Raw genomic sequence first — 14,344 nt, 5'->3', positions numbered from 1 at the left:
GTGGCCGTCAAGCCTTCCGAAACGTGAGGAGCACTCACAAAAACGCCGACCCAAAGGTCGGCGTTTTTCATTGCAACAGCCCGAATTACTTGGCTTTGACGCCTTCGAACGTGATGTCCAGGGTCATGGTGTCGGACTGTGGACCCAGGTCCATCATCTTGCCGAAATCAGAACGTTTGATGGTGGTGGTACCTTCAAAGCCTGCACGGTAGCCGCCCCATGGATCCTTGCCTTCGCCCAGGAAAGTGGTCTTGACGGTGACAGGTTTGGTCACGCCGTGCAGCGTCAGGTCACCCACCACGTCAGCCGTGGTCTTGCCATCGGCGTTCTTGCCGACGTTGGTGATTTTGGTCGACACGAACTTGGCGTCCGGATAGGTCGCGACGTCCAGGAAGTCCTTGCTGCTGATGTGCTTGTTACGTTCAGCATGGTTGGTGTCAACGCTGGCGGTTTTCACGTCGATGCTGATTTTGCTGTCTTCAGGCTTGGCAGCGTCGAAGCTGAACGTACCGCTCCAGTCCTTGAACGTACCGTAGATGAAGCTGTAGCCCAGGTGGCTGATTTTGAAGTTGATGAAGGCGTGCTGACCTTCCTTGTCAATGGTGTAGTCGGCAGCCATCGCCTGACCAGCCGACAGCAGAGCGGTACCGAGGGCCAATGCAGCAAACGTCTTTTTCAACATGTGTCGTGTTCCTTCTGAGTTGAGAGTGAGCATCAGGCCTTGCGGCCAAGCATACGAACAAGGGTCGCATCACGATCGATGAAGTGATGCTTCAAAGCGGCCAGCCCATGGAGTACGGCAAAAATCACCAGGGTCCAGGCGAGGTACAAATGCACTTCACCGGCAACGTCTGCCTGGTCGGGCAGTCCGCTGATCAGCGCGGGCACTTCAAACAGGCCGAATACCGGAATCCCCACGCCTTCTGCGGTGGAAATCAGGTAACCGGCGAACATGACCAGAAACAGATCCAGATACAGGAACGCATGACCGAGTTTGGCGGCGACCCGTACGAAGCGGCTGTGATTGGCCGGTGCTGGTGGCGGCGGGCTGATGAAGCGCCAGACCACCCGAATCAACATGAACAGGAACAACGTGATCCCGATGCTTTTGTGCAGATCAGGACCCGCCTTACGCCAGGCGTCGTAATAACCCAATCCAACCATCCACAACCCCAGCGCAAACATTCCGAAAACGGTCAGTGCGACGCCCCAGTGTAGGACGATGCTGACCCAGCCGTATCGAGAAGAAGAGTTGCGTAACTGCATGCTGAATATCCTGTAAGAGCTGAGTGAAAGACTAGCGTTTTACCTATCGAAAGAAAGCGCAAAATATTGCTTTGAAATATCAGGAAATCCGATGGAAATTTCCTGTCATATTTTCTTTCGCGCTGGATTAACGCAACGTTATTCCACAAGTGCGTGGGACCGTTTGCGCGTGAACTGATCGCCCCCCGTTCAAGCACAGTACTTTTTAGCAGACGAAAAAAAGGCGCGGTAACAACCGCGCCCTTCTCATGTCAGCAAGCGCTCATCAATTCTTGCTGTCAGTGGCCGGAGCGGCCGGGGTTGCCGCCTTGGCCGGAGCCTTCTTGGCCGCGTCGGTCTTGGCCGGGGCCTTATGGGTGGCAGCCGGTTTTGCTGGCGCCTTTTTAGCAGGCTCTTTCTTGGCTGGCTCTTTTTTGGTCGCGGCCTTCTTCGCAGGCTCGACCGCCGGCTTGGCTGGCTCCACGGCAGGAGCAGGCGGCGCAACCACCGGAGCAGGTGCAGGCGCAGGAGCGGGCGCCGGTGCAGGCTCTGGCGCTTTTTCAGCCGGTTTCGGCTCGGGTTTCGACCCGCCAAACATGTTCGAGAAGAAGCCGCCGATGCCGCCGCTCTCTTTAGGCGCTGCTTCAGGTGCTTTTGGCGGCGCGACTTTCACAGGCTCGAACGACTTGCCAGCGGCCAGATCCTGCACTTGGCCGGCAGCCCGTTGACCGGTGCGCAGCGCACCTTCCAGAGTGCCCGGGTACAGGCTGTCGGTGTGTTCGCCGGCAAAGGCTACGCGCTGCAGGGGTTTTTCCCACAGACGCCAGTATTTGCTGATCTGGCCCGGACCAAAGGCCAGGTACGCGCCGCCGGTTGAAGGGTCGACGCTGGAGCGTCGGATTTCATAACCGGTGAAAGCGCCGCGAGCCTGTGGATAGAAAGCGTGCAGACGAATCAGCACCTGATCCACCAGTTGTTTGTCGCCGAACGCCTGCATGATGCGTGCGTTATCGCCCGACAGGTTGATGACCGCGTTGGCGCCGCCTTTCAGTGCAGGCTCAATCCACAGCATGCCCAGGCCCGTGTTGCTGTAGATTTCGCCGGACATGCGCGCCTTACTGTCCCACACAGGGTTCTTGAATTTGAGCATGATCTGGTCATGCCAGCCGTAGTTCGTGCTCTTGATAGCGCCCTGGTGCTGAGCATCCAGCGCCGGGGTCAGCTGAATCTTGCTCAACGCGCGCAACGGCACGGCGAGCACGACGTACTCGGCCTCGTAGCCCACCGAACCCACCTTGACGGTGACGCCGTCCTTGTCCTGGTTGATGGCCGAAACCGGCGAGTTGGTCTTGATCACTTTCAGCTGTTTGACGAATTCCTCGGCCAGCACTGCGCTGCCACCGGGCAGGCGTGCTGCACGACGGTCGCGGTCGTCGACGTTGCGATTGACCCGCGACTGCTGTGCGAAATACAGCAACGACAGGCGCGACGGTTCGTCATAGCGCGTACGAATCTGCTGATTGATGAGCTGGCGCGCCGTCGCTGGCAGACTCAGACGGTCCAGCCAGTTGGCCACGTTGATCTGGTCCAGCGCGAAAAGCGTGCTGTTGGCCGCAGGATTTTCGGGATCGGTGATCGAGCGGGCCATATCGTCCAGCGCCGCTTCGTAGCGTTTGATGGCTTCCGCGGTTGCAGGCTGTTTGGTGGCGAGATCAGCAGCCGAGAAATATTCGCCGTCGATCAGATAGCCCGGTGTGCGCACGAACTCAGGTGCAGGCACGGGTTTAATCTTGAATCGGTCCAGATACTGGTTGAGGACCGGCTGGGCCTTGGCGTTGCCGATCCACTCGCCGCCCGCCAGACCCGAACGACCACCAACCGCCGGCTTGGCCTCGAGCAGCGTGACCTGCCAGCCCTTGTTCTGCAGCTCATAAGCGGCTGTCAGGCCCGCCAGGCCGCCCCCGACGACAATCGCCGTATGCGGTTTATCAACGGCAAGCGCCGAAGCGCTGACCAGCCCAACCATCACCAGCGCACAGGCGCGCAGCCAACCAGAAAGCATTCAGCGAACTCCGGAATAAAACGGGGGGAATTGTCGGATTTTGTGTCCGATTCTTCGAAGAGCGCGAAGGATACGCCAGCCGCGAAACGCCCGCCAGCAATGTCCGTCGGGCTTGTTTGCGGCGCCAGCAGGCAGCGAAAGAATGCGCTAAAGGTTGTCCCGCTGCTGTCCATTGCATAGGCTTGCGCGATTGTTTGCCCTCGCGCCATGCGAGTCGTCACCAGGAGAATACCGATGGGCCTCAACGATCAGTGGATGCAACGTGACCTCAAGGTCCTGTGGCATCCCTGCACCCAGATGAAAGACCACGAAAACCTGCCGCTGATACCGATCAAGCGCGGTGAAGGGGTTTGGCTGGAGGACTTCGAAGGCATGCGCTATCTGGACGCCGTCAGTTCCTGGTGGGTCAACGTGTTCGGCCATGCCAATCCGCGCATCAATCAGCGCATCAAGGATCAGGTCGACCAGTTGGAGCATGTGATCCTGGCGGGCTTCAGCCATCAGCCGGTGATCGAACTGTCCGAGCGCCTCGTGGCCATGACGCCGGAAGGACTGACGCGCTGCTTTTACGCCGATAACGGGTCGTCCTGCATCGAAGTCGCGCTGAAAATGAGCTTTCACTATTGGCTCAACCGCGGCAAACCGAACAAAAAACGCTACGTCACGCTGACCAACAGTTATCACGGCGAGACCGTGGCGGCGATGTCGGTGGGCGACGTGCCGCTGTTCACTGAAACCTATAAAGCATTACTGATGGACACCATCAAGGTGCCCAGTCCCGACTGCTATCACCGTCCCGAAGGCGTGAGCTGGGAAGAACACACGCGCACGATGTTTGCGGTGATGGAGCAGACGCTCGCCGAAAACCACGAGACGGTCGCGGCAGTGATCGTCGAGCCGCTGATTCAGGGCGCAGGCGGCATGCGCATGTACGACCCGATCTACCTCAAGCTGCTGCGCGAGGCCTGTGACCGATACGGCGTACACCTGATCCACGATGAGATCGCCGTGGGCTTCGGCCGTACCGGAACGATGTTCGCCTGCGAGCAAGCCGGTATCCGCCCGGACTTCCTGTGTTTGTCCAAGGCGCTCACCGGCGGTTATCTGCCGCTGGCGGCGTGCATCACCACCGATGACGTTTACGACGCGTTTTACGATGACTACTCGACCTTGCGCGCGTTCCTGCATTCCCACAGCTACACCGGTAATCCCTTGGCGTGTGCGGCCGCACTGGCAACGCTGGATATCTTCGAGCAGGACAACGTCATCGAGAACAACAAGGCGCTCGCACAGCGCATGAAGACCGCGACGGCCCACCTGGTCGATCACCCTCATGTGGCCGAGGTGCGCCAGACGGGAATGGCCATCGCCATTGAAATGGTGCAGGACAAGGCAACCAAAACGGCGTATCCGTGGCAGGAACGTCGCGGCCTGAAAGTCTTCGAGCACGCCCTGACCCGAGGTGCGCTGCTGCGTCCACTGGGCAGCGTGGTGTATTTCCTGCCGCCGTACGTGATCACGCCGGAGCAGATCGACTTCCTCGCCGAGGTCGCCAGCGAAGGCATCGACATCGCTACGCGAAGCAGCGTGAACGTGGCCGTGAGAGAGAATTTCCACCCAGACTTTCGTGATCCGGGCTGATTGAACTACGCGACTCACTGGGCCGATGATTCCCATGCTCCGCGTGGGAACGTCGATCTGGACGCTCCGCTTCCGCCTGTGTGGCGCTGAGCGCCACGGGATGCATCACCACGCGCAGCGTGGGAACGATCAGCATCGCGAGCAAGCTCACTCCTACAATGGATCGCAGCAACAATACAATTCACTGAGAAACAACCATGAGACTGTCCCGCTTTTTCATCGATGCCCCGCTGAGCACCGGCGAGCACGAACTGCCCGAGGCCCAGGCGCATTACATCAGTCGGGTTTTGCGGATGTCCGAAGGCGATGCGGTGCAACTGTTCGACGGCTCCGGCCAGGAATTTCGCGCAACGCTGGCCGAGGTCGGTAAAAAGCGCGTGCGCGTGCAGGTCACCGAAAGTTTCGCCGGCCAGGCCGAGTCGCCCTTGCAGGTGCATCTGGGCCAAGGCTTGTCGCGGGGCGAGCGCATGGACTGGGCGATTCAGAAAGCCACTGAGCTGGGCGTGACGCAAATCACCCCGATCATCAGCGAGCGCTGCGAAGTGCGCTTGAAGGACGAACGCGCCGAAAAACGTCAGGCCCACTGGCAGCAGATCGCGATCAGCGCCTGCGAGCAGTGCGGTCGGTCGGTGGTGCCATTGGTGAACCCGCCGGTGACACTGGCGGACTGGCTCAAACACACCGAAGCGGACCTGAAGCTGGTACTGCACCCGGTTGCGGAGCCACTGACCAGCCATGAAAAACCGGCCAGCCTGGCGTTTTTGATCGGGCCTGAAGGTGGCTTGAACGACGCCGAGGTGGATCAAGCGCAAGATGCCGGCTTCCACGCCGCCCGCCTGGGCCCGCGTGTGCTGCGCACCGAAACCGCGCCAGTGGTGGCGTTGAGCATCGCGCAACAGCTGTGGGGAGATTTCTAGTTTCGGGACGGCACCGCCGCACACTTGTAGGACCCACCTACCGTGCACCCCGTAGGACCGGCTTTAGCCGGGAACCTGTCACAAATCCCATCGCGAGATTGATGGTGCGCACACCGGCCTCTTCCCGGCTGAAGCCGGTCCTACGTATTACCCGCCTACCCGCCCCCGTAGGACCGGCTTTAGCCGGGAACCTGTCACAAATCCCATCGCGAGATTGATGGTGCGCACACCGGCCTCTTCCCGGCTGAAGCCGGTCCTACGTATTACCCGCCTACCCCGCACCCCGTAGGACCGGCTTTAGCCGGGAACCTGTCACAAGTCCCATCGCGAGATTGATGGTGCGCACACCGGCCTCTTCCCGGCTGAAGCCGGTCCTACGTATTACCCGCCTACCCGCCCCCGTAGGACCGGCTTTAGCCGGGAACCTGTCACAAATTCCATCGCGAGATTGATGGTGCGCACACCGGCCTCTTCCCGGCTGAAGCCAGTCCTACGTATTACCCGCCTACCGTGCACCCCGTAGGACCGGCTTTAGCCGGGAACCTGTCAGAGGCCCCATCGCGAGATTGATGGTGCGCACACCAGCCTATTCCCGGCTGAAGCCGGTCAAACCCACACCTACAGGGTCGCGTTGTCATCAATCCGGCAGTTCCGATATCCGCCGCCGCGCTTTTGCAGGTTCCGGGCGGGCGCAGGGCAGAAACTCGCCGCGCCCAGGTTCACCTGACGCACTGCCGTCCCACACGCATTCCCCTCGGGCGAAGGTCATCGCAGGCCAGGCACTCAAACGCATACCCTCATACGGGGTGTAATCGACGTTATGGTGCAGCCGCTCGTTGGTCAGCTCGACGTCAAGATCCTCATCCCAGATCACCAGGTCCGCATCGGCGCCAATGGCGATGCTGCCTTTGCGCGGATACAACCCATAAAGCCGCGCGGCATTGGTGGCCGTCAGGGCAACAAACGCCTGCGGGCTGATCCGCCCCTTGCGAACCCCTTCCGACCACAACAGCGCCATGCGCGTTTCGATTCCCGGAATGCCGTTGGCAACCTCGGAAAATGGCGGCGCATCGCCGTGGGCGCGCTTGCCGTCTTGGCCCTCGTAGCGAAATGGCGCGTGATCTGACGAGAACACTTCAAACGAGCCATTCTGCAGACCGTCCCAGATCACCTGCTGGTTTGCCGAATCGCGAGGCGGCGGGCTGCAGATGCATTTCGCGCCCTCGAAACTGTCGTCGCAGCCGAGCGAATCCGCTGTCAGAAACAGATACTGCGGGCACGTCTCGCCATAAACCTTCAGCCCTTGGCTTTGGGCCCAGCGAATCTGCTCGATCGCCTCACGCCCGGAAACATGGACGATCAGGATCGGCACATCGACAAGCTCGGCCAGTGCAATGGCACGATGGGTGGCTTCGCGTTCGACCAGCATCGGCCGTGACGTGGCGTGATAGCGAGGGGCGCTATGCCCGGCGGCCAGCAATCGTTCGGTCAGCCAGGCAATGCAATCGCTGTTTTCTGCGTGGAGCATCACCATCGCGCCTTCGGCTCGCGCTACCGAGAGCGTTTCCAGGATCTCCCTGTCATTGAGCTTCAGCGCGTCGTAGGTCATGTAAATCTTGAACGAGGTGTACCCCTCGGCGATCAGTTCGGGCAGTTCGCGGCGCAACACGTCTTCGGTGGGATCGGTGACGATCAGGTGAAACGCATAGTCGATCAGCGCCCGGCCATCGGCGCGTCGGTGATAATCCTCCACCGCTGCACGCAGGCTCTGCCCCTTTTGCTGGCAGGCAAAAGGAATGACCGTTGTGGTCCCGCCGCACATGGCGGAGCGGGTACCGCTTTCGAAATCATCGGCCATGACTGAGCCATCACCGGTCGGCTGATCAAGGTGGACGTGGCTGTCCACGCCACCTGGCGTCACGGTCCGACCGCCAGCATCGACTTCCCGCGAGGCGCCTTGCAACGCGAGCCCCAGCGCGGCAATGCGGCCGTCACGCACGCCGATGTCGCACAAAAAGCTGTCTGCGGCGGTGACCACGTTGGCATTGCGGATGATCAGATCGAAAGCCTGCATGTCGTGTTCCCCTCAGGCGCGTGCCAGCCAGGCCTTGGCAATTTCTTCCCGAGTGGTGAACCAGACGCCCTCGTGGGCCTGGGCGTACTCGATGAATCGCTTGATCGCGCGCACGCGCCCCGGGCGTCCGACCATGCGGGGATGCAGTCCGATGGACATCATCCGCAGCCCGTCGGCGGCCTCTTCGTACAGCACGTCGAAACTTTCCTGCATGTATTCGAGGAAATCGGAAGCCTGGGACAATCCCGGAGAATTCCAGTAGCGGAAGTCGTTGACGTCGCTGGTGTATGGCACCACCAGATGCTGCTTGCCTTCGACTTCGACGAAATACGGAACATCGTCGTTATAGGCATCGGAGTCATACAGAAAGCCGCCCTCCTCAGCCACCAGCCGCCGTGTGTGAACGCTGGCGCCGTAACGGCAGTACCAACCCACCGGACGCTTGCCGCACGTCCGCTCGAACGACTCGATCGCCAGCCGAATGTGCTCGCGTTCCTCGGCCTCGCTCAGGCGGAACACCTCCTCCCAGCGGTAACCGTGACTGCAGATTTCGTGGCCCAGTTCGACCGCTGCTCTGGCGACGTCAGGGTTCTGTTCGAACGCGACGGCGCAGGCATGAAAGGTCGCCGGGACGTTGGCCTGTTTCAGGATGTCGAGGATGCGCCAGATACCGACGCGGGCGCCGTATTCGTACATCGATTCCATCGCCAGATTGCGCACGCCTTCGGGAAACTGATAGCTGCCCCATTCGGTCATGCTCTCCTGATCAGCGTCGCCCATGGCGAGCGAGCGTTCAGAGCCTTCTTCGTAGTTGATGACGAAATTGACGGCCAGACGCGCACCATTAGGCCAGGTGCCACGTGGCCGTTGCCGGCCATAGCCGATCAGATTGCGAAGGGGTAGCGCCATAGAACCAGTCTCCTGCAACGTTCGAACAGCCCGTAAAAGTGCCGAGCCCCAGGCTCAGCAATCGATATTTTTCAGTGCATCGTGATCAGGGCCGTCGAGGTTCTGGCCGTTGCGAAAGGCCAACCCCATGGCCAGCGTCTGCGCAATGCAAAATGCTGCGGTAAGCGAGCGGAAGCCCAGCAGCTCGGCGTCGTTGACCTCGATCATTACCGACGCTTTCTGTCCGACAGGGCTCAGGATGCTGTCAGTGATCGCCACGATCGGCGTGCCCGCGGCGACTGCCTGCTGGCAGGCATCGATGGTTTCCTGCGCGTAGGGTGGAAAACTCACCGCCACCAACACGTCATCGCCATGCAGCGCGCCCACCTGTTCGCGCAGGCTGCCGCCCAGACCGCTGATGTGTACGGCGCGGCGTCCTACACGGCTGAGGGCGTAGCTGAGATAGGCCGCCATGGGAAACGAGCGACGCATGCCGACCACAAAGGTGGTGCGCGCCTCTTGCAACAGACCGATGGCTTTCTCGATGGCCTGAACCTGTTCGCCCTCGGCCAGATGCTCAAGGGAAACGATGTTGGCGCGGCTGAACGCGCCAAGCATCGCGCCGACATCGGTGGGGTCATCCAGCAGCTGCTCGCCCCGGTAGTGGCGAATTCGCTCTTTGAAACTGCCTTGCCCGGCCTGCTGCAACGGCTGCTTGAACAGCCGCTGCAGGTCGCTGAAACCACCGAACCCCAGCGCCTGCGCCAGTCGTATGAAGGCCGATGAAGGAATGCCGGAGATTTTTGCCAGCGCAGCCACGGTGTTCAACGCAACGTCGTGAGGGTGTTCGTTCAGGTAATGAGCGGCATCACGCTGACGCGCAGTCAGGCGTTCCTGATGTTCGACGATGGCAGAACGCAGCTCAGCCAGGGTTTGAGGTACAGGCATAAAATCGCTCGATAAATTCAGGATGGACGCAGTTCCGAGATTGCCTGGGCCAGATGCGCCACCAGACGATTCAACTCATCGACGCTGTTGTAATGGGCAATCGATACGCGAACCACGCCGCCGTAGGGGGTCAGGCCCAGCTGTTCGATCAGGCGTCGAGCGTAGAAGTCACCGAAGCGGATGCCCATGCGGTGGTCATCGACACGACGCACGATGGCTTCGGACTGCACGCCTTCGACGACAAAGCTGATCGTCGGTACGCGATCGCCATGGTTCACACGGGATTTCCCGATGATTCGTACGCCCGGTGTCTCCCGAAGAAACGCCAGCAATGTCTCGGCGAGCAGGTCTTCCTGCGCTTCGAAAGCGTCGAAGGCTGCCTGCATCAGTTGACGCGGTGTGCCGGCGGCGCCGAGCCGCTGGCCAATGTCGATCAGGTAGTCGCTGATGCCGATGCAGCCGTAGGACAGCTCGTAGTTCAGGTTGCCCGGCTGCAGTTTGTACGGGATGACGTCCTGGCCAATGAAGAAGTGGTTCAGGCTCGGCAACTCCAGCAACGCTTCGCGCTTGCCCCACAGGACCGCGAAATGCGGGCCGAAGGTCTTGTAGAAACTGAAGACGTAGTAATCCGCGCCGCTGGCTTGAACATCGACCAGTCGGTGAGGCGCATAGGCCACCGCATCGACACACAATTTGCCGCCCACCCCATGCACCCTGCGCGCGACTTCGGCGACCGGATTGACGCTGCCAAGAATGTTCGACGCGTGGGTCATGGCGACGTAGCGGGTGTTGTCATTGAGGAGGCTGTCCAGGTCGTTCAACTCCAGCTCCATGCTGTGCGGGTCGACTTCCCACACTCGCAGGGTGGCGCCGCGCGCTTCGCAGAGGCGTACCCAAGGGCCGATGTTCGCTTCGTGGTCGCAGTTGGTGACGACGATCTCATCGCCTGGCTGGATGGACGGCGCAACGGCGCGGCAGAGGATCTGCAGCAGGTGCGTGGTCGAGCCGCCCATCACGCACTCTTCCGGATAACGCGCATTGATCAGTTGCGCCACCGACTCACGCGCCGCCATCACCCGCGCGCCGGCGTCCACTGATTCGCTGTAGGAGGCGCCCAGTTGCACGGCGCTGTTAAGCAGGTAGTCGCTGATGCGATCGGCCACCGGCTTGAGCACGGCCGACCCGCCCGCGTTGTCCAGATACGCGTAACCGCTGCTCAGTGCGGGAAATTGGCTGCGAACGTAATCGATGTCCAAGGCATTCAAGGCAGTGCTCTCCAAAGTCTGTTCAGTGATGCAGGATGGCCTGCAAAAACGCACGGGTTCTGGGCTCTTGCGGGGCCGTGAAGAAGTCGTGCGGGTTGTTCTGTTCGATGATTCGCCCGTTCTCCATGAAGATCACCCGGTCGGCGACCTTGCGCGCAAAACCCATTTCATGGGTGACCACGACCATCGTCACGCCAGAGCGGGCCAGGTTCTGCATCACGTCCAGCACTTCGCCGACCATTTCCGGATCAAGTGCCGATGTGGGTTCGTCGAACAGAATCACGCGCGGCTCCATCGCCATGGTGCGAGCAATGGCAACGCGCTGCTGTTGCCCGCCGGACAACTGCCCAGGGTATTTCTCGGCGTGAGCGCCCATGCCGACTTTCTCCAGCAGCAAGCGGGCGCGCTCGTTGGCGTCACGCCGCGACATGCCCCGCACGCGCACAGGCGCCAGCGCGACGTTGGCCAACACGGTGAGGTGCGGATACAGGTTGAAGTTCTGAAAGACCATGCCGACTTCACAGCGGATGCTTGCCAGCTTCGGGCCGTTTTCAACCCGCTGGCTGGCCACGCGAATGTCACCCTGCTGATATTCCTCCAGCAGGTTGATGCAGCGGATCAGCGTCGACTTGCCTGAGCCCGACGGTCCGAGAATCACCACCACTTCGCCCTGATCCACGGTCAGGTTGATGTCGCTGAGCGCCTGAAACGGCCCGTAAAACTTATCCACGCGCTCGATTTCAATCACGGTACTCATGAGTTTTTCCTCCCGGCGCCATTTCGGCGCTCGTTCCAGCTCACCAGTTGCACCAGCGGCAACAGCAACAGCAGGTACATGACCGCAGCGCCCACCAGCGGAGTCGGATTGGCCGCCAGCGCCTGAGCCTGCGTGGCTTGCTTGAGCAGATCGGGCATCGCCACCACTGAGGCCAGCGCGGTGTCTTTCATCACGTTGATGCAGTTGCTGGTCATTGGCGGCATGACGATGCGCATCGCCTGAGGCAGGATGATGTCGCGCATGGTGTTGAAGAAGCTCATGCCTTGCGACGCAGACGCTTCGAACTGGCCCTTGGGAATGGCCTCGATGCCGGAACGGAAAATCTCGGCCGAGTAAGCGCAGGAGACCAATGACAGGGCTGCGGTCGCTGCGGCGAACGACGAGAGGCGAATGCCCACGAAGGGCAGCGCGTAGTAGATCAGCACCAGCAGAACCAGCAGCGGAATGGAGCGCAACACGTCGATGTACACACGCGCCAGAAAGCGGATCGGCGCGTATGAATAAAGCCGCAGCATCGCCAGCATCAGGCCGCCCACGAGGCCGAGCAAGATGCTGACCACGCCCAGCATCACTGTCACGCCCAGGCCGCGCAGCATCAGTGGCAGCGCGTCGACGAACACGCTCCAGTTGAAGAAAGTCTGTAACAACTCCATTGCGATTCCTTGATGGCGGGCAGCGGCCGGGACAGGCAGGTTCGATCAAGCGTTACTTGAGGACGTCGACCACCTTGACGGTGCTCGACTCGGGATCCGCGTCAGCACCGAACCATTTCTTGTGCAGGCCGGCGATCACACCCTCCTTCTTCATCGCAGTGATGATGTCGTTGACCTGCGTGGCGGATGCCCAGCCCTTGGCGTGCATCAACGAGTACTTTTCGCCGGTAGGAATACGCGCAACCACTTTGTACTGCGGCTTGTCCTTGATGTAGTACAGCACCGCCGGGATGTCGCTAACATAGCCGTCCATGCGCCCCGAAGCGAGGTCGAGCATCGCCGGAGACAACCCTTCGTAGCGTGAGACTTCCTTGAACTTGTACTCGGCCTGATGGGCGTTCACCCACATGTCGCCGGTGGAACCGGTGTCGACGCCGACCACCTTGCCATCCATGTCCTTGAGCCCGGTGATGCCCGACTTGGCCAGCACGGACAAGGACTGGTCACTGTCGTAGTACGGCTGAGCGAAACCGACGGATTCGAGGCGTTTAGGCGTGATAGTGATCGAGGAGATGGCGATGTCTGCACGTTTGGACTGAACGGCACTGAACAGGCCGTTGAATGGAATGTTGACGAATTCCACGGTCTTGCCAGCGCGCTTGGCGACTTCCTTCACGACATCGACTTCGAAGCCGACGATCTCGCCTTTGGCGTCCTGGAATTCCCAGGGCACGTTGCCGACGTTGGCGCCCACAGTCCAGTCGGCGGCCCACGTGGAGGCGGAAAATGCGGTTGCCACGGCCATGCTCAAGAGTACTTTCACATTCATGTCTTGCTCCCCGATTAATCAGTCAGTCCAAGAAGGCCGCCATACCACCTGAGCAGGCGATTCGAGGATCAGACTAGGATGACGAATCAAATAATTCAAGAAATAAAATTAATGAATTAAATGCTTCAATCAGGTGCGAAATCCTTCTGATTTGGTGCGCGGTCGGAGCGCATGCGGGCCGGGGATTGGACAGAAAATGAGCAGTTAACGGCAGGGTCAGGTGCACTGAAGCAGAGCATTCAATCACAAGGTTTTGACTGCGCCTGACAGCTCTTCAAGTGAGGTGCAGGAGCGCGTTTGCCCGCCACGGGGTCAGTTCAAAGGCTTCGATGTAACTGACCTGCCGCAGTCGCGGGCAAGCGCGGGTTTACAGGTGCATGGCCGGTCCGGGCAAGCGTTTGTCAGAGTACATACGCGGTGATCGCCACGAAATGCAGCAAGCTTCCGGCGATCACGAACAGGTGCCAGATGCCGTGGGCATGGCGCAGCCGATGATCCAGCGCGAAGAAAATGATGCCGACGGTGTAGAACACGCCGCCCAGCGCCAGCCAGGTAAAACCGGCCGTTCCCAGCGCGGCCATCAATGGCTTGACTGCCACAAGCACGATCCAGCCCATCACGGCGTAGATGACGATGGACATCACCCGCGCCTCAGATCGCGGCTTGATCTCCTGAAGCACACCGATCACCGCCAGGCCCCAGACGATGCCGAACAGCGTCCATCCCCACGGCCCGCGCAGGGTGACCAGACAGAACGGGGTGTAGCTTCCGGCAATCAGCAGATAGATCGAAAAATGATCGACCTTCTGCATGATCGCTTTCGCCCGCCCACGGACGCTGTGGTAAACCGTCGAGGCGCTGTACAACAGCACCAGCGCCACGCCGTAAACCGCGACGCTGACGATCTTCCACACATCACCGGCCAGGCTTGCGATCACCAGCAACCACACTGCGCCGATGGACGCCAGGACCGCACCCACCAGGTGGGTCCAGGCGTTGAATTTTTCTCCGTAGTACATCCGCAAACCACCTCTCTCAATGCAC

13 protein-coding genes are annotated in these 14,344 nt (G+C 60.4%); 2 read left to right on the top strand and 11 right to left on the bottom strand.

The annotated features are described in order from the left end of the window. Nucleotides 1-85 precede the first annotated feature (85 nt). From AAGQ88_RS01535 to AAGQ88_RS01525, 3 genes are all read right to left on the bottom strand, one after another. Nucleotides 86-682: a YceI family protein gene (locus tag AAGQ88_RS01535; RefSeq protein WP_093468349.1), complete on the bottom strand. Its 597-nt coding sequence runs from the start codon at nt 680-682 to the stop codon at nt 86-88. Nucleotides 683-714: 32 nt separating this feature from the next. Beyond that, nucleotides 715-1,266, bottom strand: coding sequence for a cytochrome b (locus tag AAGQ88_RS01530; protein ID WP_285423531.1), 552 nt, complete (start codon nt 1,264-1,266; stop codon nt 715-717). 265 nt (nt 1,267-1,531) lie between these two features. After that, nucleotides 1,532-3,307, bottom strand: a complete 1,776-nt coding sequence (locus tag AAGQ88_RS01525) for a flavin monoamine oxidase family protein (RefSeq protein WP_342654259.1) — start codon at nt 3,305-3,307, stop codon at nt 1,532-1,534. A 234-nt stretch (nt 3,308-3,541) separates the two neighbouring features. Here AAGQ88_RS01525 and AAGQ88_RS01520 point away from each other — a divergent pair, with 234 nt between their 5' ends. Together AAGQ88_RS01520 and AAGQ88_RS01515 are read left to right on the top strand one after the other, a co-directional pair. Continuing rightward, nucleotides 3,542-4,948, top strand: a complete 1,407-nt coding sequence (locus tag AAGQ88_RS01520) for an adenosylmethionine--8-amino-7-oxononanoate transaminase (RefSeq protein ID WP_342654258.1) — start codon at nt 3,542-3,544, stop codon at nt 4,946-4,948. 197 nt (nt 4,949-5,145) lie between these two features. Beyond that, the gene (locus tag AAGQ88_RS01515; RefSeq protein WP_342654257.1) at nt 5,146-5,865 is read left to right on the top strand and encodes a 16S rRNA (uracil(1498)-N(3))-methyltransferase; all 720 of its coding nucleotides are present in this window, start codon (nt 5,146-5,148) and stop codon (nt 5,863-5,865) included. 637 nt (nt 5,866-6,502) lie between these two features. Here the strand turns inward: AAGQ88_RS01515 and hydA are convergent. From hydA to AAGQ88_RS01475, 8 genes are all read right to left on the bottom strand, one after another. Next, nucleotides 6,503-7,939, bottom strand: coding sequence for a dihydropyrimidinase (gene hydA / locus AAGQ88_RS01510; protein WP_342654256.1), 1,437 nt, complete (start codon nt 7,937-7,939; stop codon nt 6,503-6,505). Between the two features lie 12 nt (nt 7,940-7,951). Next, nucleotides 7,952-8,848, bottom strand: a complete 897-nt coding sequence (locus AAGQ88_RS01505) for an allantoinase PuuE (protein WP_342654255.1) — start codon at nt 8,846-8,848, stop codon at nt 7,952-7,954. Between the two features lie 54 nt (nt 8,849-8,902). Next, the gene (locus AAGQ88_RS01500) at nt 8,903-9,775 is read right to left on the bottom strand and encodes a MurR/RpiR family transcriptional regulator (RefSeq protein ID WP_285423537.1); all 873 of its coding nucleotides are present in this window, start codon (nt 9,773-9,775) and stop codon (nt 8,903-8,905) included. A 17-nt stretch (nt 9,776-9,792) separates the two neighbouring features. Further along, nucleotides 9,793-11,040: a cysteine desulfurase-like protein gene (locus AAGQ88_RS01495; protein ID WP_342654254.1), complete on the bottom strand. Its 1,248-nt coding sequence runs from the start codon at nt 11,038-11,040 to the stop codon at nt 9,793-9,795. 22 nt (nt 11,041-11,062) lie between these two features. Further along, complete coding sequence (locus AAGQ88_RS01490; RefSeq protein WP_093468325.1) at nt 11,063-11,797, bottom strand: amino acid ABC transporter ATP-binding protein; 735 nt, start codon at nt 11,795-11,797, stop codon at nt 11,063-11,065. Beyond that, a complete protein-coding gene (locus AAGQ88_RS01485; RefSeq protein ID WP_285423539.1) occupies nt 11,794-12,471 on the bottom strand; it encodes an amino acid ABC transporter permease in 678 nt (225 codons plus the stop codon). The genes AAGQ88_RS01490 and AAGQ88_RS01485 overlap by 4 nt, the downstream gene beginning before the upstream one ends. A gap of 52 nt (nt 12,472-12,523) precedes the next feature. Continuing rightward, complete coding sequence (locus AAGQ88_RS01480; RefSeq protein ID WP_342654253.1) at nt 12,524-13,300, bottom strand: transporter substrate-binding domain-containing protein; 777 nt, start codon at nt 13,298-13,300, stop codon at nt 12,524-12,526. A gap of 401 nt (nt 13,301-13,701) precedes the next feature. Continuing rightward, nucleotides 13,702-14,319 carry a hemolysin III family protein gene (locus AAGQ88_RS01475; protein WP_093468316.1) on the bottom strand — a complete coding sequence of 206 codons (618 nt, stop codon included), beginning with the start codon at nt 14,317-14,319 and terminating at the stop codon, nt 13,702-13,704. Between the last annotated feature and the right edge of the window lie 25 nt (nt 14,320-14,344).

This window comes from Pseudomonas sp. F3-2 (assembly GCF_038804275.1).
Lineage (GTDB): Bacteria > Pseudomonadota > Gammaproteobacteria > Pseudomonadales > Pseudomonadaceae > Aquipseudomonas.
The sequence above is the reverse complement of the archived record's forward strand: the minus strand, read 5'-3'. Positions and strand labels throughout refer to the sequence as shown.

Coding starts and splice junctions, on each gene's coding strand:
- AAGQ88_RS01535 (WP_093468349.1), bottom strand. CDS start 682: ATGTTGAAAAAGACGTTTGCTGCATTGGCCCTCGGTACCGCTCTGCTG.
- AAGQ88_RS01530 (WP_285423531.1), bottom strand. CDS start 1,266: ATGCAGTTACGCAACTCTTCTTCTCGATACGGCTGGGTCAGCATCGTC.
- AAGQ88_RS01525 (WP_342654259.1), bottom strand. CDS start 3,307: ATGCTTTCTGGTTGGCTGCGCGCCTGTGCGCTGGTGATGGTTGGGCTG.
- AAGQ88_RS01520 (WP_342654258.1), top strand. CDS start 3,542: ATGGGCCTCAACGATCAGTGGATGCAACGTGACCTCAAGGTCCTGTGG.
- AAGQ88_RS01515 (WP_342654257.1), top strand. CDS start 5,146: ATGAGACTGTCCCGCTTTTTCATCGATGCCCCGCTGAGCACCGGCGAG.
- hydA (WP_342654256.1), bottom strand. CDS start 7,939: ATGCAGGCTTTCGATCTGATCATCCGCAATGCCAACGTGGTCACCGCC.
- AAGQ88_RS01505 (WP_342654255.1), bottom strand. CDS start 8,848: ATGGCGCTACCCCTTCGCAATCTGATCGGCTATGGCCGGCAACGGCCA.
- AAGQ88_RS01500 (WP_285423537.1), bottom strand. CDS start 9,775: ATGCCTGTACCTCAAACCCTGGCTGAGCTGCGTTCTGCCATCGTCGAA.
- AAGQ88_RS01490 (WP_093468325.1), bottom strand. CDS start 11,797: ATGAGTACCGTGATTGAAATCGAGCGCGTGGATAAGTTTTACGGGCCG.
- AAGQ88_RS01485 (WP_285423539.1), bottom strand. CDS start 12,471: ATGGAGTTGTTACAGACTTTCTTCAACTGGAGCGTGTTCGTCGACGCG.
- AAGQ88_RS01480 (WP_342654253.1), bottom strand. CDS start 13,300: ATGAATGTGAAAGTACTCTTGAGCATGGCCGTGGCAACCGCATTTTCC.
- AAGQ88_RS01475 (WP_093468316.1), bottom strand. CDS start 14,319: ATGTACTACGGAGAAAAATTCAACGCCTGGACCCACCTGGTGGGTGCG.